At 66.1% G+C, this 22,605-nt stretch carries 18 protein-coding genes; 16 read left to right on the plus strand and 2 right to left on the minus strand.

Annotation, left to right across the window (positions count from 1 at the left end; translation table 11 throughout):
- The first annotated feature begins 102 nt into the window (after positions 1 to 102).
- From E4L96_RS12260 to lysS, 5 genes are all read left to right on the plus strand, one after another.
- Positions 103 to 528 carry a hypothetical protein gene (locus E4L96_RS12260; protein WP_135207509.1) on the plus strand — a complete coding sequence of 142 codons (426 nt, stop codon included), beginning with the start codon at positions 103 to 105 and terminating at the stop codon, positions 526 to 528.
- Position 529: 1 nt separating this feature from the next.
- On the plus strand, positions 530 to 745 hold the full coding sequence (locus tag E4L96_RS12265; protein ID WP_135207510.1) for a helix-turn-helix transcriptional regulator: 216 nt from the start codon (positions 530 to 532) through the stop codon (positions 743 to 745).
- Positions 746 to 792: 47 nt separating this feature from the next.
- A protein-coding gene (gene prfB, locus E4L96_RS12270; RefSeq protein ID WP_135207511.1) for a peptide chain release factor 2 occupies positions 793 to 1,897 on the plus strand; the annotation gives its coding sequence in 2 pieces (ribosomal slippage) (positions 793 to 873 and positions 875 to 1,897; 1,104 coding nt in all).
- A gap of 2 nt (positions 1,898 to 1,899) precedes the next feature.
- On the plus strand, positions 1,900 to 2,565 hold the full coding sequence (locus E4L96_RS12275) for an HAD family hydrolase (RefSeq protein WP_135207512.1): 666 nt from the start codon (positions 1,900 to 1,902) through the stop codon (positions 2,563 to 2,565).
- Positions 2,566 to 2,607: 42 nt separating this feature from the next.
- Positions 2,608 to 4,140 (plus strand): lysine--tRNA ligase, encoded by a 1,533-nt coding sequence (lysS, locus tag E4L96_RS12280; protein ID WP_135207513.1) that lies wholly within the window; start codon positions 2,608 to 2,610, stop codon positions 4,138 to 4,140.
- A 66-nt stretch (positions 4,141 to 4,206) separates the two neighbouring features.
- Here lysS and ppnN read toward each other — a convergent pair whose 3' ends face one another.
- A complete protein-coding gene (ppnN, locus tag E4L96_RS12285) occupies positions 4,207 to 5,577 on the minus strand; it encodes a nucleotide 5'-monophosphate nucleosidase PpnN (protein ID WP_135207514.1) in 1,371 nt (456 codons plus the stop codon).
- A gap of 222 nt (positions 5,578 to 5,799) precedes the next feature.
- Between ppnN and E4L96_RS12290 the strand changes: the two genes are divergently transcribed.
- On the plus strand, positions 5,800 to 7,305 hold the full coding sequence (locus tag E4L96_RS12290; RefSeq protein WP_135207515.1) for a peptide MFS transporter: 1,506 nt from the start codon (positions 5,800 to 5,802) through the stop codon (positions 7,303 to 7,305).
- Positions 7,306 to 7,321: 16 nt separating this feature from the next.
- Positions 7,322 to 7,756 carry a DUF1801 domain-containing protein gene (locus E4L96_RS12295; protein ID WP_135207516.1) on the plus strand — a complete coding sequence of 145 codons (435 nt, stop codon included), beginning with the start codon at positions 7,322 to 7,324 and terminating at the stop codon, positions 7,754 to 7,756.
- A gap of 9 nt (positions 7,757 to 7,765) precedes the next feature.
- On the opposite strand, the gene E4L96_RS12300 is transcribed toward E4L96_RS12295, so the two are convergent.
- A complete protein-coding gene (locus E4L96_RS12300) occupies positions 7,766 to 8,686 on the minus strand; it encodes a LysR substrate-binding domain-containing protein (RefSeq protein ID WP_135207517.1) in 921 nt (306 codons plus the stop codon).
- Between the two features lie 104 nt (positions 8,687 to 8,790).
- Here E4L96_RS12300 and E4L96_RS12305 point away from each other — a divergent pair, with 104 nt between their 5' ends.
- The 9 genes from E4L96_RS12305 (at position 8,791) to serB (ending at position 22,594) form a co-directional block, all read left to right on the plus strand.
- Positions 8,791 to 9,726: an NAD-dependent epimerase/dehydratase family protein gene (locus E4L96_RS12305; protein ID WP_135207518.1), complete on the plus strand. Its 936-nt coding sequence runs from the start codon at positions 8,791 to 8,793 to the stop codon at positions 9,724 to 9,726.
- A gap of 93 nt (positions 9,727 to 9,819) precedes the next feature.
- Positions 9,820 to 12,237, plus strand: a complete 2,418-nt coding sequence (locus E4L96_RS12310; protein ID WP_135207519.1) for a penicillin-binding protein 1A — start codon at positions 9,820 to 9,822, stop codon at positions 12,235 to 12,237.
- A 246-nt stretch (positions 12,238 to 12,483) separates the two neighbouring features.
- Complete coding sequence (locus tag E4L96_RS12315; RefSeq protein WP_135207520.1) at positions 12,484 to 13,215, plus strand: hypothetical protein; 732 nt, start codon at positions 12,484 to 12,486, stop codon at positions 13,213 to 13,215.
- Complete coding sequence (locus E4L96_RS12320; RefSeq protein ID WP_135207521.1) at positions 13,212 to 15,209, plus strand: MFS transporter; 1,998 nt, start codon at positions 13,212 to 13,214, stop codon at positions 15,207 to 15,209. Before E4L96_RS12315 ends, E4L96_RS12320 begins: the two co-directional genes overlap by 4 nt.
- The gene (locus E4L96_RS12325) at positions 15,206 to 16,216 is read left to right on the plus strand and encodes an ABC transporter substrate binding protein (RefSeq protein ID WP_167758678.1); all 1,011 of its coding nucleotides are present in this window, start codon (positions 15,206 to 15,208) and stop codon (positions 16,214 to 16,216) included. The genes E4L96_RS12320 and E4L96_RS12325 overlap by 4 nt, the downstream gene beginning before the upstream one ends.
- Before the next feature lie 48 nt (positions 16,217 to 16,264).
- Complete coding sequence (locus E4L96_RS12330; RefSeq protein WP_167758679.1) at positions 16,265 to 17,266, plus strand: HDOD domain-containing protein; 1,002 nt, start codon at positions 16,265 to 16,267, stop codon at positions 17,264 to 17,266.
- A gap of 1 nt (position 17,267) precedes the next feature.
- Positions 17,268 to 18,206 (plus strand): 5'-nucleotidase, encoded by a 939-nt coding sequence (locus tag E4L96_RS12335; protein ID WP_135207524.1) that lies wholly within the window; start codon positions 17,268 to 17,270, stop codon positions 18,204 to 18,206.
- Between the two features lie 54 nt (positions 18,207 to 18,260).
- On the plus strand, positions 18,261 to 21,707 hold the full coding sequence (mfd, locus tag E4L96_RS12340) for a transcription-repair coupling factor (RefSeq protein WP_135207525.1): 3,447 nt from the start codon (positions 18,261 to 18,263) through the stop codon (positions 21,705 to 21,707).
- A gap of 44 nt (positions 21,708 to 21,751) precedes the next feature.
- Positions 21,752 to 22,594: a phosphoserine phosphatase SerB gene (gene serB, locus E4L96_RS12345; protein ID WP_135207526.1), complete on the plus strand. Its 843-nt coding sequence runs from the start codon at positions 21,752 to 21,754 to the stop codon at positions 22,592 to 22,594.
- The last annotated feature ends 11 nt before the right edge of the window (positions 22,595 to 22,605 follow it).

The raw sequence follows: 22,605 nt of genomic DNA on the forward strand, positions 1-22,605 counted from the left end.
CACGCGCAACAGCTGGCGGGCGACATGTCACCTATAGGTTGCATTATGTCACTGATAGGTTACACTGGCAGCCATCGATAACGCATGTACAAGGAGACCCAAATGCCCACCGAAGACCAGGTGCTCGCCCAATTCCGCCGCCAGCTGCTGGGCGCCCTCCTGTTCGTGACGGTGCTCGGCGCGTGCGCCGCCGTGCTGCTGGCCATCCCCCATGCCACGCTGCCCGGCGCCCCGCTGGTCGCGGCGATACTGGTGCCCGTGCTGGCCGCCCTCGGCGCCCCGCTGCAGCGCATGCAGCGCAGCGCCCCCGCGCTTGTCCAGCGCCTGCGGGAGGATGAGTGGCGCGCGCTTGGCATGACGCGCGCCTGGCGCAATGGCCTGGTCGTCTCAATGTGCGCCCTGCCGCTGCTCGCCATCGTCATCACGGGCCTGGGGCTGCCGAATGGCGTTGCCGTGCTGGCGGCAAGCGGCTGCACCATCGCCGCCGCGGCCTTCCTGCTGACCATCCTCTGGCACGAGCGTGGCTGACATGGGCGAACCAGGCACCGCGCAGCTGCATACCACCCTGCCCGTTCATCGCGCCCGCCTGGGCCTGACCCAGGCCGCGCTGGCCGAGCGGGCCGGCATCACCCGCAAGTCCGTCAACGCCATCGAGGCAGGAAACATGGTGCCCTCCGTGGTGCTGGCGCTGAAGCTCGCACAGGCCCTGGAGGTGCCGGTCGAGGAGCTGTTCGCCCTGGCGTGAGGTATAATCTCCGGTTCGATTGAACCTGAAAAAATACGGACCCGCACATGGAAGCCGAACGCATTAACGCCCTCTCCAACCTGCTGAGCGACCTGATTGGCCGCGAAGCCGAACTTCGGAGGTATCTTTGACTTCGATAAGAAGTCGGATAAGCTCGAGCAGGTAAGCCAGGAACTGGAAGATCCTACCGTCTGGGACAACCCCAAGCACGCCCAGGAACTGGGCAAGGAAAAGAAGTCGCTGGAAGCGGTGGTCTACACCCTCCAGAAGGTTGGCGCGGACCTGAAGGACGCGCAAGACCTGTTCGACATGGCGAAGGAAGAAGGCGACGACGACACGCTCGAAGCCATCATCGCCGACACGGAAGGCTTCAAGGCGACCATCGAAGGGATGGAATTCCGTCGCATGTTCGCCAATCCGCTAGACCCCAACAACTGCTTCATCGACATCCAGGCTGGCGCCGGCGGCACCGAAGCCCAGGACTGGGCCTCCATGCTGCTGCGCCAGTACCTGCGCTACTGCGAACGCAAGGGCTTCAAGGTCGAGATCATGGAACAGACCGAGGGCGAGGTCGCGGGCATCAAGACCGCCACGCTGAAGGTCGAAGGCGAATACGCCTACGGCTACCTGCGTACCGAGACCGGCGTGCATCGCCTGGTGCGCAAGTCCCCGTTCGACTCGGCCAACGGCCGCCACACCTCGTTCTCGTCGATCTTTGTCTACCCGGAAGTGGACGAGTCGATCGACATCGAGATCAACCCGGCCGACCTGCGCATCGACACCTACCGCGCGTCCGGCGCCGGTGGCCAGCACATTAACAAGACCGACTCCGCGGTGCGTATCACGCACGGCCCGTCGGGCATCGTGGTCCAGTGCCAGAACGACCGCTCGCAGCACCGCAACAAGGCCGAGGCCATGGACATGCTGCGTGCCCGCCTGTTCGAGCTGGAACTGCGCAAGCGCATGAGCGAGCAGCAGAAGCTGGAAGACTCCAAGACCGACGTGGGCTGGGGCCACCAGATCCGCTCCTATGTGCTGGACCAGTCCCGCATCAAGGACCTGCGCACCAACGTCGAAACCGGCAACACCAAGAATGTGCTGGACGGGGACCTGGACGAGTTCATCTCGGCCTCCCTCAAGCAGGGAGTCTGACGATGGGGGAAGCAGGCCAGCACGCCTTCATCTTCGACATGGACGGTACGATCGTGGACAACATGGCGTACCACACCAGGTCGTGGGTGGCGTTCTTCGAGCGCCGCGGGCGCCAGATCGATCCGGATGAATTCTTCCGCAAGACGGCGGGCCGCCAGGGCCGCGAGATCATGCGGCTCTACATGGGCGAGCACCTGACCGACGAAGAGGTCAAGCTGCTCAATGAAGAGAAGGAAGCGGTGTACCGCGAGCTGTACGCGCCGCACCGGGCCACCATTACCGGCTTCGATGATTTGGTCGTCAAGGCCAAGGCCTGCGACGTGGCGCTGGCTGTCGCAACCTCCGCGCCCAACGCGAACATCGACTTCACGCTGGACGGGTTGAACCTGCGCCGGCACTTCGACGTGGTCGTGGGCGCGGTGGACGTGGCGCGCGGGAAGCCGGAGCCGGATGCCTTCCTGCTGGCCGCGGAGCGCTGCGGGGCCAAGCCCGAGAACTGCATCGTGTTCGAGGATGCGCCCATCGGCGTGGAAGCGGCCCGCCGCGCGGGCATGCGCTGCGTGGTGCTGACCACCACCCTGCCGGCCGAGGCGTTTGCCGAGTACGAAAACGTCATCCATATCGTCAGCGACTTTTCGCAGCTGACGATCGACGAACTATTCAAATAAAAACGTGATTCCCCCGCTCGCGGGGGAAGGGAAAATCAGATCATGAGCACCGACATCCAAAACGAAGCGGCACCTGGCGCAGACGAAAACAAGATCATGGCCGAGCGCCGCGCCAAGCTCGCGGCCCTGCGCGAGAAGGGCCAGGCCTTCCCCAACGACTTCGTCCCCCAGCACAAGACGGCGGACCTGCACCTGCAGTTCGGCGAGAAAACGCGCGAAGAACTGGAAGCGTCGCCGGTCCCGGTGGTGCTGGCCGGCCGCATGATGCTCAAGCGCGAAGCCGGCAAGAAGGCCGCCTTCGCGACCCTGCAGGATTCCTCCGGCCCCAAGGCCGATGGCCGCATCCAGATCTACGTGACCCTGGACGACACCGGTGAAGAGGCCATGGACGCCTTCCGCCACTACGACCTGGGCGACATCCTGGGCGTCGAGGGCACGCTGTTCAAGACCAAGGTCGGTGAGCTGACCGTCAAGGTGACCAAGCTGCGCCTGATCACCAAGGCGATCCGCCCGCTGCCGGACAAGTTCCACGGCCTGGCGGACCAGGAGACCAAGTACCGCCAGCGCTACGTAGACCTCATCATGAACGAGGAGACGCGCCGCACCTTCAAGGCCCGCACCGCCGCCATCGCGTCGATGCGCCGCTTCATGGCGGAGAACGAGTTCATGGAAGTCGAAACGCCAATGCTGCACCCGATCCCGGGCGGCGCGGCGGCCAAGCCGTTCATCACCCACCACAACGCGCTGGACATGCAAATGTTCCTGCGGATCGCACCGGAGCTGTACCTCAAGCGCCTGGTGGTCGGGGGCTTCGACCGCGTCTTCGAGATCAACCGCAACTTCCGCAACGAAGGCGTGTCGATCCGCCACAACCCCGAATTCACCATGATGGAGTTCTACGCGGCTTACGCGGACTACCAGTGGGTGATGGACTACACCGAGAAGGTGATCCGCCAGGCGGCGATTGACGCCCACGGCACCGCGGAACTGACCTATGGCGGCAAGCCGCTGGACCTGGGCAAGCCGTTCCACCGCCTGACCATCGTCGGCGCCATCAACAAGTACGCGCCGCACTACACCGAAGCGCAGCTGAACGATGCGGAGTTCATTCGCGCCGAGCTGCTCAAGTTTGGGGTGAAGCCGATGGCGCATGCTGGTCTGGGTTCGCTGCAGCTGTCGCTATTCGAAGAGACGGCCGAGGCCCAGCTGTGGGAGCCGACCTTCATCATCGACTACCCGGTGGAAGTGTCGCCGCTGGCCCGCGCATCGGACACCCGCGCAGGCATCACAGAGCGCTTTGAGCTCTTCATCGTCGGCCGCGAGATCGCCAACGGCTTCTCGGAGCTGAACGATCCGGAAGACCAGGCCGCGCGCTTCCTGGCGCAGGTGGAAGCCAAGGATGCGGGCGACGAAGAAGCGATGTACTACGACGCGGACTACATCCGCGCGCTGGAATACGGCATGCCGCCGGCGGGTGGCTGCGGGATCGGCATCGATCGCCTGATCATGCTGATCACCGACTCCCCCAACATCCGCGACGTCCTCCTCTTCCCGCACCTGCGCCGCGAAGACTAAACGACCGCCACCCAGCAAAAAGCCCGCAACAGCGGGCTTTTTGCATGAATAAGCAGCGAGGGTCGCTTACTGCACCACGCGGTAGCACGGCACGTAGGCTTTGCCGGGAAGTTTCATGCGCGACTGCTCGACGAAGGACGACAGCAGCACGTCCATCGGCCCCATGATCTCCTTCTCGCCGCGGATCTCGAACGGCCCATGCTGCTCGATGTTGCGGATGCCTTCTTCCTTCACATTCCCCGCCACCACGCCCGAAAACGCGCGCCGCAGGTTCGCGGCCAGCATGTGCACTGGCTGGTTCTTGTGCAGCGACAGCGAATGCATGTTCTCGTGCGTCGGCTTGAACGGCTTCTGGAACTCGTGGTCGATCCGCAAGGCCCAGTTGAAGTAATACGCATCGCTGCGCGACTTGCGGTACTCGCGCACCTGCCGGATCCCCAGCTGCATCTCCTGCGCCACTTCCTCAGGATTGTCGATGATGATCTTGTAGCGCTTGCGGGCCTCTTCGCCCAGCGTCCCCGCGATGAACGAGTCGATCTGCCTGAAGTAGTCCGCCGCCGACGCCGGCCCGGTGAAGACCAGGGGGAACGGCAGCTCCGCGTTGTCCGGATGGAGCAGGATGCCGAGGATGTAGAGGATCTCCTCCGCCGTCCCGGCACCACCCGGGAACACGATGATTCCATGCCCGGTCCGTACAAACGCTTCCAGCCGCTTCTCGATGTCCGGCATGATCACCAGGTCGTTCACGATCGGATTCGGCGACTCGGCCGCGATGATGCCCGGCTCCGAGATGCCCAGATAGCGCCCGCCGCGCAAGCGCTGCTTGGCGTGGCCGATGGTGGCGCCCTTCATCGGCCCCTTCATCGCACCCGGCCCGCAGCCGGTGCAGATATCCAGCTCGCGCAGGCCCAGTTGGTAGCCCACTTCCTTGGTGTAGTTGTATTCGATCCGGTTGATCGAGTGTCCGCCCCAGCACACCACCAGGTTCGGGTTCCGCTGCGGCTGCAGCACGTTGGCGTTGCGCAGGATGTGGAAGACCGAATCCGTGATGCCTTCGGTGGATGCCAGGTCGAACTTGGGGTTGTCCGTGACCTCGTTGGAGACAAAGACGATATCGCGCAGCACCGCGAACAGGTGCTCGTGGATCCCCTTGATCATCTTCCCGTCGACGAAGGCGATCGCGGGCGCCCCCTTGATATCGAGCTTGATCCCGCGCTCGCGCTGGATGATGTTGATGTCGAACGACTGGTAGCGTTCGAGGAGTTCCTTGCCGTCGTCGATGGTGCTGCCGCAGTTGAGTACAGCCAGCGCGCACTGGCGGAAAACCTTGTAAAGACCCGTCTTGCTGGTGTCGAGCAGCTTGGCCACTTCGGCCTTCGACAGCACTTCCAGACGGCCTTCCGGTGAAATCAGGGTATCGACTACGTCGTGATCCATACAGTGTGTGTCCTCTTCGTTCTAGCTCGTGTTCCGAGCGTTGCTCCATGGTGCGGCCCCACTATACCACCTGGATAAAAACGCTCGCGATCCGGTGTCACTACCACACCTGCCAAAAATTTGCTGAAGGCCGCGTGATTTCGCTTACAATGCAGCGCGCCCCGGCCCAGCCACGAGCGGGCCGTGGAAAACCATTCGATAGACATAAAGAGGAGAAGCCGCATGAGCGGTGCTACGACGACAACCCAAAAGGAAGCCGCGGTTCCCGAGTTCCGCCAGGTGCTGGGCCACCCCGCCCCGCTCTGGATGCTGTTCATGACCGAGTTCTGGGAGCGCTTTGCGTTCTACGGCATCCGCTGGGCGCTGGTGCTCTACATCGTGGCCCAGTTCCACGGCGGCAGCCCGACCGGTGAACAGCCTGCGAACCTGATCTACGGCTCGTATCTCGCACTGGTGTATGCCGCGGCGGTCCTCGGCGGCTACGTCGCCGACAAATTCCTCGGCTACCAGCGCTCCATCCTGATGGGTGCCGTCATCATGGCGGCAGGCCTCTTCATGATCGCCATCCCCGATCCGAACATCTTCAAGATCGGCCTCGCGACCATCATCACCGGCAATGGCCTGTTCAAGCCCATCATCTCGACCATGGTCGGCCGCCTGTATTCGCAGGGCGACACCCGCCGCGACGCCGGCTTCACCATCTTCTACATGGGCATCAACGCCGGCGCGTTCGTTTCGCCGATCCTGACTCAAGTCCTGGCGCAGCACGTCTTCAACACCGGCGACACCCCGGCCTACAAGATCGTCTTCATCGCCTCCGGCATCGGCATGCTGTTCTCGCTGCTGTGGTTCCAGCTGGGCCGCCACAACCTCAAGGGGATCGGCATGGCGCCGGAAGGCGCGGACGGCATCGGCCGCGTGATCCAGGTGGCCGTGGGTGCCCTGATCGTCATCCCGATCGTCTACTTCCTGCTCAACATGGGCGCGAACAACCTGCAGACGGTGCTGACCTTCCTCTTCGTGATCCTGGCGATCCTGCTGCTGGTGGAAGGTATCCGCAACGGCGCGGTGGCCCGCGACAAGACCATCGCGATGCTGATCATCTTCGGCTTCAATGTCCTGTTCTGGATGTTCTTCGAGCAGGCCGGCAGCTCCTTCACGTTCCTGGCCGATAAGATCGTGAACCGCATGTTCGGCACCTGGGAGTTCCCGGTGGCCTGGTTCCAGTCGGTGAACTCTATCGCCATCATCACCTGCGCGCCGATCGTCGCGTGGATCTGGATGGCGCTGGCCAAGCGCAAGGCCGAGCCGTCGATCCCGCGCAAGTTCGGCCTGGGCCTGATCTTCAACGGCCTCGCCTTCCTGCTGCTGATGTACGCGCTGACCTATCTGCTGAAGGACAACCACATCCCGTTCTGGACCCTGTTCATGGTCTACGTGATCCAGTCCATTGGTGAACTGTGCCTGTCCCCGATCGGCCTGTCGATGGTGACCAAGCTGGCGCCGGTGCGCCTGGTGGGCTTCGGCATGGGCGGCTGGTTCCTGTCGACCGGTATCGGCAACAACCTCTCGGGCATCTTCGCGTCGTTTGTGTCGGGCGAAAAAGGCATGTCGCCGGAGTCGGCGCTGCAAGGTTACACCTTTGGTTTCTGGTCGCTGGTGGGTGCGGGCGTGGTCCTGTTCCTCATCGCTCCGCTGATCCAGAAGCTGATGCACGGCGTGAAGTAAGCCGGAGCACATTGCGATGCGCGCGCCCGCGAAGAAGTCCAGAGCCAAGCCTCTGCTTCTCGCGGGCGGCAATCCGCAGATCCCCATGGCCGACGGCGATGCGCCTGTCCAGGCCTACATCGCCGCCATGCCGGACTGGAAGCGTGGCATCGGCGAACAGCTCGACGCCCTGATCTCCGCCGCCATCCCCGAGGTGCGCAAGGCCGTCAAGTGGAACTCCCCGTTCTACGGCATCGCTGGCCAAGGGTGGTTCCTCAGCTTCCATTGCTACACCAAGTTTGTGAAAGTCGCCTTCTTCAAGGGCGCCCACCTCGATCCCCCGCCACCCGGCACGTCCAAACAGCCGGACGTGCGCTACCTCGACATCCACGAAATTGATGTCGTCGATGAAGAGCAATTGACAGATTGGGTGCGGCAGGCGAGTGCGCTGCCCGGCTGGGGTAAAAGCTAGCGCGCCACGCTAGGCTGCGGTTGCGTGGACCTCGTCCAGCGACCGGCGCATCACCTCGATCTCGTCCGCCATCCACGCGCGGAACTGATGAATCTTCGGCATGGCCGCCTTGCTGGGGTTGACCAGGAAGCGATAGCCCTTGCTGGTCGCGACATCCTGGCAGCGGATCTGGCGCAGCATGCCCTTCTGGATGTCCTCGCACGCGATCCCGTACGCCACCAGCGCCACGCCCTGCCCTGCCACAGCCGCCTGGGTCAGCACACCCCAGTGGCTATAGCCGCGCGAGAAGTTGTAGCGTGCCTTCCTGAGCGCCTTGTTCTGCTTGAGGAGCTGCATCCACGACTCGGTCGAGACCTCGTACAGCAAGGGATACTGCGGCAGGTCCGCCAGCGTGATCTCGGTCTGCCCGGGCGCCAGCAGCTCCGGGCTGTACACTGCAATCAGCCGTTCGCGAAACAGCACGCTCGGGTCACCCTCCGTGATCGGACCGTAGCGGATCGCCACGTCCACCGCGTCGTCATCGAGGTTGACCTGCTTGTCGTTGGAATCGAGCCGGATGTCCAGCTCCGGATACAGCTTGGTAAAGCGATGCATGCGCGGCACCAGCCACTTGATCGAGAACGAGTGCGTGGTCGAGATGCGCAGCACGCGCTCCTCGCTGCCGCCCTGCAGCGCGCCGATCTTGGCGCGCAGGTCGGCCAGCATGCGCGCCACGGTGCTGGCCAGTTCATGGCCCTTCTCGGTCAGCTCCACATGGCGCGGATGGCGGATGAACAGCTCCATCCCGATCGTCTCTTCCAGCTGGCGCACCTGCTGGCTGACCGCCGCCGGCGTCTTGTGCAGCTCCTGCGCGGCGAGCTTGAAACTGCCCCAGCGCGCGGCGCAGTCAAAGTCGATCAGCCCCGAAAGGCTCCGCAGCGGCTTGTCCATCCCTCATCCATGACTAAGTTATTCTTGCTCATCGCGTCAATATTTCTCGTTTGTCGGCTGACGCACCTGAGCAGAAAATATATCTCATCTGTCAAGGGAAAGCCATGCGCAAGAATATTTTGGTGATCGGCGGTACACGCTTCATTGGCAAACTGCTCGTCCAGCGGCTGCTCGCGGCGGGCCACCAGGTCACCATCGCCACCCGCGGCCGCGCGCAAGACCCTTTCGGGGAGCGCATCCGCCGCCTCAAGGTGGACCGGCGCGATGAAGCCTCCCTGCGCCGCGCCCTGCAATCGCTCCCGCACGACACGTTCGACGTCGTGTACGACCAGATGTGCTACAGCCCCCTGGACGCCGCCATCGCCACCCGCGTGTTCGCGGGCCGCACGCGCCGCTACATCATGGCCTCCACCATCGACGTGTACCGCGACCTGCCGCCCGCCGTCCCGGCGCCGCACGCGGAAGACGCCTTCTGCGTCCTCGCGCAGCCCATCGACGCCTCGTATCCCTGGCACGACCCGAAGCTGGCCGTGGAGAGCTACGTGGCCGGCAAGCGCCAGGCCGAGGGCTACCTGTACCGCGACGGCCAGCTGCCCATGGTGACAGTGCGGATGGCCCATGTGCTCTCGGGTCCGGACGATTTCACGCGCCGCCTCGGCTACTACGTGGACCTGCTGCGCAGTGGCCACCCGCTGCGCTACACGAACGCGGTGGCGCGCAGCTCCTTCATCAGCGCCCAGGGTGCGGCAGCTTTCCTGGCCTGGGCCGGGATGCAGACTTTCACCGGCCCGGTGAACGCGGCCGCCGATGGCGCCCTGTCCACCTTCGACCTGTACCACCGCGCCGCCATGGTGCTGGGCGCCGCCGCCAACGCCGTTCCGGCCACCGCGCCGGGCGCGCCGGGTGAGCACAGCCCCTTCGACCACGCCTACGCCACCGCCATGGACACCACCCGCGCGCGCCAGCTGGGCTACCGCTTCGGGCACCTGGACGACTGGCTGGACGACACCATCCGCCAGCACGACCTGGCCTTCGTTTAAGTCCGGGCTCAGGCACTCCGGTCCGCAGGGCCGGAGGGCTGGTCTATAATCGGGCGTTCTGGGACCACGCGTCCAGACCTCGAGAGTACAGCTTTGACCACACCGAGCACCACCCCCGCGCCGCGCCGGCGCCTGTTCCTCAAAGGCTTCCTGTTCCTGCTGCTGGCCCTTGTGCTGATCGTGGGCGGCTTTGTGGCCTACGTGGCCGCGGTCATCTACCCCAAGCTGCCGCCGCTGGACGTCATCACCGATTACCGGCCGAAGATCCCGCTGCGTGTGTACACCGCGGACCATGTGCTGATCGGCGAATTCGGCGAAGAGCACCGCGACTTCATCCCGATCGCCAAAATACCGGACATGATGAAGAAGGCGCTGATCGCCATCGAGGACTCGCGCTTCTACGAGCATGAGGGCATCGACTGGCAGCGTGCCGCCGGCGCCATCTCGCACCGGCTCGCGGGCGGCCGGCTCTCGGGCTTCTCCACGCTCACGATGCAGATCCCGCGCAACTTCGTGATTACGCGCGAACGCGCCTGGCAGCGCAAGCTGACCGAGATGATCCTCGCGCACCGCATCGAGCAGCAGCTGACCAAGGACCAGATCCTGGAGCTGTACATGAACCACATGTACCTCGGCCAGCGCGCCTATGGTTTCGGCAGCGCCGCGCAGATCTACTTCAACAAGCCGCTGGACAAGCTCTCCATCGCCGAGATGGCGATGCTGGCCGGCCTGCCGCAGAACCCCTCGCAGCACAACCCGGTCGCCAACCCGAAACGTGCGCGCCAGCGACAGCACCAGGTGCTGCAGCGGATGAAGGACCTCGGCTACATCACGGACGCCCAGTACCAGCAGGCCTCCAGCGAACAGCTGCATGTGAACGTGCGCGGCCAGGAGTTCCAGACCCACGCCGAATACATCGCCGAACTGGCGCGCCAGCAGGTGTACAACCAGTTCAAGGAAGAGGCGTACACGCGCGGCTTCAATGTCTACACCACCATCATGCATGCGGACCAGGACGCGGCCTACCAGTCCGTGCGCCGTAACGTGATCGCCTTCGACCAGCGGCATGGCTATCGCGGCCCCGAGACCACCATCGAGCTGCCTGCCGACCAGCAGGAGCGCGACGACGCCATCGACGAGGCGCTGCAGAAGCGCCCCACCAGCGACGGCCTGCTGCCCGCCGTGGTACTGGAAGCCTCGCCCAAGCTGGTGAAGGCCGAAACCACCAGTGGTGAGACGGTCGAGATCACCGGCGATGGCCTGAAGTTCGCAGCCAATGCGCTGAAGGACACGGCCAAGCCCAACTACCGCATCGGCCCGGGCGCGGTGATCCGCATCAGCCAGGACGACAAGAAGCAGTGGTCCATCACCCAAGTGCCGCAGGTGGCGGCGGCCTTCGTGTCGATCGACTCGTACACGGGCGCCTACCGCGCGCTGGTGGGTGGCTTCGACTACAACCTGCAGAAGTACAACCACGTGACGCAGGCGTGGCGCCAGCCCGGGTCGTCCTTCAAGCCGTTCCTGTATTCGGCGGCCCTGGAAAAAGGCTACTACCCCGGCACCATCATCCTCGACGAGGTGCTCGACATGCCCGGCGAGAACGCGGGCGCAACCTGGTCGCCCAAGAACGACGATGGCGTGTTCGATGGCTCAGTGACCATGCGCCAGGCGCTGGCCAAGTCCAAGAACGTGCCGTCGGTGCGGCTGCTGCGCGCCCTGGGCGTACCGTATGTGCACGACTACATGGGCCGCTTCGGCTTCGACCCGGCCAAGCATCCCAAGAACTACACCATGGCGCTGGGTACGGGCGCGGTCACGCCGCTGCAGCTGGCGGGCGCGTATGCGATCTTCGCCAACACCGGCTACGCCGTACAGCCCTATGTGATCAGCAAGATCGCGGATGCCAGCGGCAAGGTCATTTTCGAGACCAAGCCGCCCGAGATCATGCAGGAGTCGGCGCGCGTGCTCGATGTCCGCAACGCCTTCGTGATGGACTCGATGCTGCGCGACGTCACGCGCTACGGCACCGGCGCCGCGGCCACGCAGCGCCTGGGCCGCGGCGACATCGCAGGCAAGACGGGTACTTCCAGCGATGCGGTGGATGGCTGGTTCGCGGGCTACGGCGGCCATGTCACCGCGGTGGCGTGGATGGGCTATGACGATCCGCGTTCCCTCGGCGGCAAGGAGTTCGGCTCCACGCTCGCGCTGCCGATCTGGATCGACTATATGAAGGTGGCGCTGGCCAAGGTACCGGAAGAACCGCGCGTCGAGCCGGAAGGCGTGGTGCAGCAGGACGGCGACTGGATGTACGACGAGTTCGCGGAGAGCGGCGCAATCCGCAGCGTGGACATGGACGAAGCCAACATGGCCGCTGCCGGCACGCCGATCCCTGTCACCATCCCCGGCGCGACGCCCACGGCGCCGCTGAACCAGACGCCGGGCACGCCGCTCCCTGCCCCTCCGGTGATCCCGGCCCCGCCGCCCCAGCGCCCTTCGAACTCCCTGTTCTGACCCCGTCCCCTTTGCGCTACCTCAACCCCGGGGTCAGGCCTGCTTCTCATAGAGGGTGTCTGACCCCGGGCAGTTATCCACAGCCGGCTCCATAGGCAAACAGAGTTATTCACATGGGGGGAGGCCTGACCCCGGCGTCGGAGGGCGAGGCCTGACCCCGGTGGGGGGCGCGGCTGGGGACGGCGTGCGCGGTGCTTCGGGGAACTTTGCTAGACTCGGCCGCAGATTGTCACTTCGCCAACGCCCATGTCTGCTCCGCGCTCGGGCCTCGGCCTGGTCCTGCCCTTCGCCGTGATGGCGGCCCTGGTGTTCGGACTCACGGCCTGGCTCTACCTCTACCGCCTCGAACACACGCTCACGCAGGTCGAGGACTCGCGCTTGCGCTTTACGCTGCAGGATCTGCGGGCGGACTTCGAAAAAAGCCTGGACCGGGGCCTGGCGCTGCGCGAGCTGCCGGGTGCGCAGGCGGCCATCGAGGCGGAGGCGCGGCAGGACGGGGATGTGCTCTCGCTGACGGTGCTCGACGCCAGTGGACGCGCGGCCTGGCACACCGGGCGCGCCGCACCGGCGATGCACCTGCCGCGCGCCGAGTCCATACAGCGCGACGCGGCCGCCATCACCGCCGTCACGCCGCTGGTCGCCATGGACGGCACCGTGGCGGGGGCGCTGGTCCTGCGCTATTCCGGCCAGCCCCACACGCGGACCGTGCTCGCACTCACGCTGCGGCTTGCGGCGGCGGCTCTTGCGGCGACCACCATCACCTCCGCCATCTTCGCAGTGGCTCTGCGCCGGCTGCTGCGGCGGCGCGACCATTTGCTTGGGCAGGCCGGCCAGGCGCTCGGCACGCACCGCGCCGGTCCGGATACGCCACCGGAGGTCGCGGAGCTCGTTGATAAAGTCAACCAAACCGCAACCACGGCGCTGGTGGAGGTGACGGCCGCACGGCACGCCCTGTCCGAACAGGAGAGAGCGGGATGAAGGACACGCGCCAGGACCATCGCCTGTACGCCCGCGCGGCGGCGCGCTTCATCGCGACCGTCCTCGGTACGGTGCTGCTGGTGCAGTTCGCGCTGTCGGTCTATGCGTGGTCGCTGGCCGACCAGTTCGTGGTGCCCGCCCTGCAGCGCAAGGCCGAAAACGCAGGCGTGGCGATGGCGCGCAACCTCACGCGCGCGATGGCGGCTGGGGTCCCGTGGGACAAGCTGGAAGGCGTGCAGCCCTACTTCGACAGCGTCCTCGCTTCGAATAGCGACCTGGCCTACGCGTTGCTGATCGACGGCCAGGGCCACCTGCTGGTGCGCGCGGGCCATGGTGGCGAGGTGGTCGCACCCGAACAATTCGTCTCCTCGGTCAACGAGGTCGAACGGCGCTATGTGACGTATGGCCAGGTGCAGGTGGGTGTGGACCGCCGCTTCATCACCTCGCGCATCCTCACCATTCGCAATGACACGGGCGCGCTGTTCATCGCCAGCCTGGTGCTGGCCTTCGAACTGGCATGGTTTGCGGCGACGCTGGGCTTCACGGTGCCGATGCGGCATGCGGCCCAGCTGCTGGGGCGGATGGCGGCGGGCGACTACCGCTATCGCACGGACACGGGCATTCCGGCGCCGCTGGCCAACGGCATCAACGCGCTGCAGGGCCGCCTGAACCAGTCGTGGGCGGAGGTCACGCGGCTGGCGGCGGACCAGCGCCGCTGGGCGCAATCGCAGCCGATCCTCAAGCGTCTATCGTCGCTGTACCGCTTTGCCGATGGCGGCTTCGCGCAGGATTTACCGGTGGACCGCAGCAGCGCGGTGCGCGCCTTGTGCTTCACCTTCCTGTTTGCAGATGCGCTGACGCGGGCCTTCCTGCCGGAGTACAGCGCGGTGCTGCTCGCGGGCTTGCCTGCGGGCCTGCGTACCGGCCTCCCGCTGACCGCCGGCCTGGCGGGCTTCGTGCTGGCCCTGCCGATGGCGCGGGACTGGACGCGGCAGGCAGGCAAGCGCAATGCCTTCGTCGCCGGAACGCTGATCGCGGCCTTGGCGCTTGCCGCCACGGCGTATGTCAGCGACGCGGCGGTCCTGCTGCTGGGACGCACGGCGGCGGGGGTTGGATACGCCGTGATGCTGAGCAGCTGCCTGGCAGCCGCCGACGCGGCGCTGGGAACCGAGCGGCGCAACATGCATGGGGCGCCGGCGGCGCTGGGGGCAGCCTTCCTGGTGGCCGAGATCAGCGCACCGCCGCTGGGCGGAATCATCGCGGACACGATCGGTGAGCGGGCGGTATTCCTCACGGGGGGATGCCTGATTCTGGTGAGCGCATGCCTCGGCATGGTCCTGCTGGACAACCGCAAGCCCGATCCCTTCCGTGCCCCTTTCCGCGCTTTGCCTGCGCCCACGGCACGCGCCGCGCGCGAACGCGGCATCCAGTGGCTGGACCTCATCTCCGGCAGCGTGGCGCGCTTCCTGTTCGGGGGCTTTGCCGCGCTGGCTGTGCCGCTGTGGCTTGCTGCGACCGCCCATTCCACCGCGTCCATTGGACGCTATCAGATGGTGCTGGCGGCGCTGCCGCTGGTTTTCGGGCCTTTGTTCACGCGCCTGTCGTGGCGCTCGGATGCGTATGTGATGCTGCTGGTGCTTGCAGCGGGGCTGGTGGGCGGCGGCATGTTGCCGTTCTTCGACGGTCCACCGACGCCGGGCCGGATCGGCGCTCTCGCCCTGCTGGGCTGCGGGATCGTGCTGGGCCTCGCGGTGCAGCTGGTGGTCGTCGGCCGTGCGCTCAAGGCGCGCCAGCTGCGCCAGGGCCTTGCCCCAGTCCCGCTGTGGCACACGGCCGCGCAACGTGGCGCCCTCGCCCTCGGCCCGCTCGCCGCCGGCCTGCTGGCCACATGGCGCGGCCCCGACGCCACCCTCGGCATCCTCGGCGCCATCTTCCTCGCCGGCGCCGCGTTGTTCGGCGCAGTCCTCTACCGCACCGGGAAGGCCGATCCATGATCGCCCGCCGTACCATGCTCGCCTACCTCGCCGCATTGGCCGCTCCCATCGCGTCCGCGCTGCCGTTGCCCGGACCTGCCACGCCTGCGCGGCGGGCGCGGATCTTCACGCTGCTGGCGAAAGCGGAAGGCCCGGCCGACCAGGCCTTCCGCGCGCAGCTCGCGCTGGACGGCATCGACACCGAGATCGTGCCGCGCGAAGTGGGCAGCGACATCGTCAAGATCACAGCCGCGGTGCGTGAGGCGCGGGCGCGTGGGGCGGACCTCATCTACGCCTCCGGCGCCGCGCTGGCCGAAGCGCTGGCCGGCCCCGCCGGGGCAAACGACCCGGCCCGCAGCGTCACCGACATCCCGATCGTCTTCACCGCCCTCACGCTCACGCCGGAACAAGGCGTCGCATTGGCTACGGGCCGTCGCAACGTGACCGGCGTGGCGGCCGCCGTCCCGCCCGCCCTGCAACTGGACGCCATCCGCGCCTACCGCCCCTTCGAGCGTGTCGGCGTCATCGTCAACCCCGCCAACAAGACCACCTTGGCCACCGTGGAGCAGCTGCGCACCGCGGCCGCCCTCCACAACGTCGCCCTTATCGAGCGTCACCTCCCGCTGGATCCACGCGGCCAGCCGCTGGCCAGCGCCCTCCCCGAACTGGTCGCCGCGCTGGCAAGGCAGGAGGCCCAGCTCCTCTACGTGCCCCAGGACGACTGGCTGGCCACTAACGGCAAACCACTGACCGACGCCGCGCTGGCCCAGCACCTCCCCAGCTTCACCGCCGACGCCACCCTGCTGCGCCACGCCCGCGCGCTCTTTGGCCTCGTGCCCAGTCCCGAAAGCGCTGGTCGCATCGCCGGCCACCAGGCCGCCCGCATCCTCAAAGAAGGCGCGGCACCCGGCACCCTGCCAGTCCAGGGTCTCCCGCGCAACCGCTGCATCATCAACATGAGCGTCGCCACAGCGCTGGAGCTCTACCCGCCCGTCGCCCTCCTCAACACCGCCGAGATCCTGCGCTGACCCATGCGTCGGTTAGAATGGACCGGACACCATGACCCATCCAAGCCCATGATCTTCCGCTGGCTCGCGCGCCTGTTTGGCACCAACGCACCTCCGCCCCCGGCCCTCGAACGTGGCCAAGACCTGGTGCCGCAGGACCTCGACAACCTCGCCCCCGCCCCGCTGGCGGACACGCCGCGCACGGACGTCGAACTGTTCGCCGACTTCTATCACTGGCTCACTGGCGAGAACCAGCAGCTGCCCGCCATCCACATCGAAAAGATTATCCTGGAGGAGCTGTCCCGCCTGGCCCAGAACCCGGAGGCCGCCGCCGGCATGGTCCCACGGGTGCCCGCCGTGATCCCGCAGCTCCTGCGCAGCTTGCGCGACGAATCGATGTCGGGCGCCGACCTGGCCAAACAGATCTCGCAGGACGTGGTGCTGGTGGCCGAAGTGGTCCGCGAAGCCAATAGCCCGTACTACGCGCCCACCGCCGCGGTCCGCAACATCGAAGGCGCCGTCATGCTGCTCGGCCAGAACGGCCTGCGCATGCTGATCGCACGCGTCGCCTTCCGCCCCATCATCAACCAGCAGGGCGGCTACTTCGCCAAGCTGGCCGCGCCCGCGATCTGGAGCCAGTCCGAGAAGTGCGCGCTGGCCGCCAGCCTGCTGTCCGGCGGCGGCCCCGCGCAGTTCGAGGCCTATCTCGCGGGCCTGATCGAAAACGTGGGCCTGATGGTCGCCTTCCGCCTGATCGACCAGATTTACAGCGATACCGCATTGCCGCAGTCCGACGATTTCTGCCGCCGCTTCAACACCTACGCCCGCATGCTGTCGGCCCGCATCGCCCGCCTGTGGGAGATTCCGGCCTCGGTGGTCGAAGCCATCGAGCAGGCGGGTGAGCCGGATGCGCCGCCGCTGGCGCGCCTGCTGGCCTGCGCCGACCGTGTCTCCAAGCTGCGCATGCTGGTGGACGCGGCCCGCATTTGCGAGGATGCACCGGACGTGCAGGCCCTCAGCACTGACGAGCGCCGCGTGTTCGCCAAACTGAAGGAACAGGAACCCGACTGAGATGCCCTTCCAGATCGAAAACAAGCTGGTGATCGCGGTCGCCTCGAGCGCCCTGTTCGACCTGTCCGAGTCCCACCAGGTCTATCTCGACCAGGGCCCGGACGAATACCGGAAGTACCAGGAAGCACGCCTCGACCAGGTGCTCGGGAAGGGCGTGGCCTTCCCCTTCATCCGCCGCTTCCTCAACATCAACCGCTGCTTCCCGCAGGCGCCGGTCGAGGTGGTGCTGCTGTCCCGCAATTCGCCGGAGACGGGCCTGCGCGTCATGCGCTCGATCGCGCAATATGGCCTGGACATTACCCGCGCCGCCTTCATGACCGGGAAGTCACCCTACGAGTACCTCCCTGCCTTCAACGCCTCGCTGTTCCTGTCCGCGCATGAGGAAGACGTACGCAACGCCATCGACGCGGGCTACTCAGCCGGCCTGGTGCTGCCCTCCACCGTGGCCGACGAAGACGAGGACATCGAACTGCGCGTGGCCTTCGACTTCGACGGCGTGCTGGCGGACGACGAATCCGAAGCCGTCTTCAAGTCCGATGGCCTGGACCAGTTCCACGCCCACGAGCGCGAACACATCGAACGCCCGCACAGCCCAGGACCGCTGGCGGACATGTTCCAGAAGCTGGCCCTCATGCAGCGGCTGGAGGAGCGGCGCGCCAAGCGCGACCCGAACTACAAGCCGGTCCTGCGCATCGCCATCATCACCGCCCGCAGCGCGCCTTCGCACGAACGGGTGGTGACGACGCTGAAGAGCTGGGGCGTGTCCGCCAACGAGACCTTCTTCCTGGGCGGGATGACCAAGGCGCGCGTGCTCTCGGTCTTCAAGCCGCACATCTTCTTTGACGACCAGTTGTCACACCTGCGCAGCGAAGGCGGGACCATCCCGATGGTGCACGTGCCGTTCGGCGTGGCGAACCGTCCGGCGCGCGGCGGCTCATAGGGCATTCGTCTATAATACGAGGCCGTTCAGCCGCCGACGCAAGACCCTTTCTGCATGCCGTTCGACCTCAAGAAAAACCTTCCCAAACCCGGCCACCGCTTCGCTCTCCCGACGCTGTATGGCTCGTCGGATGCGTACGCGCTCGCGGTGGGAGCGCTTGAGCTCAAGGCGCAGAAGCAGATGCTGGTGGTGTTCGTGGCCCAGGCCAGCGACGGCCAGCGCCTGCTCGACGAGATCCCCTGGTTCGCGCAGGACAAGCTCAAATGCTGTCTGCTGCCCGACTGGGAAACCCTGCCCTACGACCAGTTCTCGCCGCACCAGGACCTGGTTTCCGCGCGCCTCGCGACCCTGCACGAGATCCAGACCGGCCAGTGCGACGTGCTGGTGGTCCCGGCCACCACGGCGCTCGTGCGCCTGGCGCCGCCGTCCTTTTTGGCCGCCTACACCTTCTTCTTCAAGCAGGGCGAAAAGCTGGACGAAGCGGCCCTCAAGGCCCAGCTCACGCTGGCCGGCTACACCCACGTGACGCAGGTGATGTCGCCCGGCGAGTACTCGGTGCGCGGGGGCCTGATCGACCTGTTTCCGATGGGTTCCGCCCTCCCGTACCGCATCGATTTGTTCGGCGACGAGATCGAGACCATCCGCACCTTCGACGCCGACACCCAGCGTTCCCTGTATCCGGTGCGCGAAGTGCGCCTGCTGCCGGGCCGCGAATTCCCCATGGACGAAGCGGCGCGCACCGCCTTCCGCAGCCGCTGGCGCGAGCGCTTCGAGGGCGATCCGTCGCGCTCCGTGGTCTACAAGGACATCACCTCCGGCATCGCCTCCGCCGGCATCGAGTACTACCTGCCGCTGTTCTTCGATGAGACGGCGACGCTTTTCGACTACCTGCCGCAGGAGGCCAGCCTGGCCTTCGTGGGCGGCATCGACGAATCGATCCGCCGCTTCTGGACCGATACCGAGTCGCGCTACAAGTTCCTGAAGGCGGACCGGGAGCGCCCGCTGCTCTCACCCGAGGAGCTGTTCCTCAAGGACGAGCAGTTCTTCACGCTGGCCAAGCCGTTCGGCCGTTGGGCCATCACGCGCGAAGGCGACGGCCTGCCGTCCGAGCTCTCGGCGCCGATCCCCAACGTGGCCGTCAACCGCCGCGCCGATGACCCGCTGCTTAACCTGCGCGCGCTGGTGCTGCGCGGCGACCGCCGCGTGATGATCTGCGCGGACTCCAACGGCCGTCGCGAAACGCTGCAGCAGTACTTCAACGAATTCGACCTCACCACCACGCCGGTGGAGAGCTTCGAGGACTTCAAGACCTCGTCCGCGCGCGTGGCGCTGGGCGTCGCTCCGCTGCAGTCCGGCTTTGAGCTGATCACCGCCGATGCCGGCCCGCTGACCTTCGTCACCGAGACCGAGCTGTATGCCGGTGCTGCGCGCCGCGCGGGCCGCAAGAAGCAGGAAGGCGTGTCCCAGGTCGAGTCCATGGTGCGCGACCTGTCGGAGCTCAAGGTCGGCGACCCGGTGGTGCACGCGAACCATGGCATTGGCCGTTACCAGGGCCTGGTCAGCATGGACCTGGGCGAAGGCGAGACCGAGTTCCTGCACCTGGAATACGCCAAGGACACCAAGCTGTATGTGCCGGTCTCGCAGCTGCACGTGATCTCGCGCTACTCGGGCGCCTCGCCGGAGGACGCGCCGCTGCATTCGCTGGGCTCCGGCCAGTGGGACAAGGCCAAGCGCAAGGCCGCCGAACAGGTGCGCGACACCGCCGCCGAACTCCTGAACCTCTACGCCCGCCGCGCGGCGCGCCAGGGCCACTCGTTCGAGTACTCCGCGCATGACTATGAAGCGTTTGCCGAGAGCTTCGGCTTCGAGGAGACGCCGGACCAGGCCGAGGCCATCGCCAACGTCATCAAGGACATGACCTCCGGGAAGCCGATGGACCGGCTGGTGTGCGGCGACGTCGGCTTCGGCAAGACCGAGGTGGCGCTGCGCGCGGCCTTCATCGCCGTCATGGGCGGGAAGCAGGTGGCCATTCTCGCGCCGACCACGCTGCTGGCGGAGCAGCACGCGCAGACGTTCGCGGACCGTTTTGCCGACTGGCCGGTGCGCATCGCCGAGCTGTCGCGCTTCCGCACCGGCAAAGAGGTCAACAACGCGATCAAGGGCATGTCCGACGGCACGGTGGACATCGTGATCGGCACTCACAAGCTGCTGTCGCCGGACGTGAAGTTCGAGCGCCTGGGCCTGGTCATCATCGACGAGGAGCACCGCTTTGGCGTGCGCCAGAAGGAGGCGCTGAAGGCCCTGCGTGCGGAAGTGGACGTGCTGACGCTGACCGCGACCCCGATCCCGCGCACGCTGGGCATGGCGCTGGAAGGCCTGCGCGACTTCTCCGTCATCGCCACCGCGCCGCAGAAGCGCCTGGCGATCAAAACCTTCGTGCGCAGCGAGGATGGGTCGATCATCCGCGAGGCCTGCCTGCGTGAGCTCAAGCGCGGCGGCCAGGTCTACTTCCTGCACAACGAGGTCGAGACGATCGCCAACCGGCTCGCCATGTTGCAGGAACTGCTACCGGAGGCACGCATCGGCGTGGCGCACGGGCAGATGCACGAGCGCGACCTGGAACGCGTGATGCGCGACTTCGTGACGCAGCGTTTCAACATCCTGCTCTGCACGACCATCATCGAGACCGGCATCGACGTGCCGACCGCGAACACCATTATCATGCATCGCGCCGACAAGTTCGGCCTCGCCCAGCTGCACCAACTGCGCGGGCGCGTTGGCCGTTCGCACCACCAGGCTTATGCCTACCTGCTGGTACACGACGTGATGTCGCTGACCAAACAGGCACAGCGCCGGCTGGACGCGATCCAGCAGATGGAGGAACTGGGCTCCGGCTTCTACCTCGCCATGCACGACCTGGAGATCCGCGGTGCGGGCGAGGTGCTGGGCGAGAACCAGTCCGGCGAGATGCTGGAGGTGGGATTCCAGATGTATTCGGACATGCTGTCCGAGGCGGTGCGCTCGCTCAAAGCGGGCAAGGAGCCGGACCTGGCGGCGCCGCTGGCCACCACCACCGAGATCAACCTGCACGTGCCCGCCCTGCTGCCCTCGGACTTCTGCGGCGACGTGCATGAGCGCCTGTCGATCTACAAGCGGCTGGCCAACTGCCAGACGCCGGACCGCATCGACGACATGCAGGAAGAGCTGATCGACCGCTTCGGCAAACTGCCGGACGCGGTGAAGGCGCTGATCGAAACGCACCGGCTGCGCATCCTGGCCGACAGCGTGGGCATTGTGAAGATCGATGCGCACAGCGAGGCGGTGAACATGCAATTCAAGCCGAATCCGCCGATCGATCCGATGAAGATCATCACGCTGATCCAAAAGAACCGCCACATCAAGCTGGCCGGCCAGGACAAGCTGCGCATCACCGCCAACATGCCGGATTGCGCGGCGCGGGCGGCGCAGGTCAAGGCCACGGTCAAACAACTCCTGAACTAGCCAACCATCGCCCCCGCGCGAGCGGGCCCCCAAGAGACGCCCCCATGAACCTGGTCCTCCAAAGCCCCTCCGCCACGCGCGAAACCCTTCAGCGCATCGCCACCCTGGCTGCCCCGCAGCGCATCGTCGACATCGGCGACCACGCCCTGCGCGCGGAAGGCATCGAGGACACCCAAGCCGTGCGCCAGTCCGTGATGCTGACCGCCGAAGCGGCCGGCGTGGATGCCTGCTTCATCAGCGCTGGCAAGACGCTCGCCGACTTCAGGCTGGTGGCGATGGACATGGACTCGACGCTGATCACCATCGAGTGCATCGACGAAATCGCGGACATGCAGGGGCTGAAGCCGCAGGTGGCGGCGATCACCGAGGCGGCGATGCGCGGTGAGCTTGATTTCTCCGCCAGCTTGACCAAACGCGTGGCGCTGCTGGAAGGGTTGGATGCGAGCGCGCTGGAACGCGTCTACACCGAACGCCTGCAGATTTCGATGGGCGGCGAAGCGATGCTGCGCGGCGTGAAGGCCGCGGGCCTGAAAACGCTGCTCGTCTCCGGCGGCTTCACCTTCTTCACTGACCGGCTGAAGGAGAGACTGGGCCTCGACTTCACGCACGCCAACCTGCTCGAGATCGTCGATGGCAAGTTGACGGGCCGCGTGGTGGGCGGCATTGTCGACGCCGACGAAAAGATGCGCACCGTGCAGCGCGTTTGCGGCCAGCTGGGCATCGACCCGCGCGAGGCCATCGTCATGGGCGACGGCGCCAACGACCTCAAAATGATGAGCATCGCCGGCCTCTCCGTCGCCTTCCGCGCCAAACCCGTGGTTCGCGCCCAAGCGAGCGTCACCCTCAACTTCTCCGGCCTCGACGGCGTTCTTAACGTACTGTCGTAACCTGTAACACC

This window comes from Zemynaea arenosa (assembly GCF_004614185.1).
Classification (GTDB): Bacteria; Pseudomonadota; Gammaproteobacteria; order Burkholderiales; family Burkholderiaceae_D; genus Telluria; species Telluria arenosa.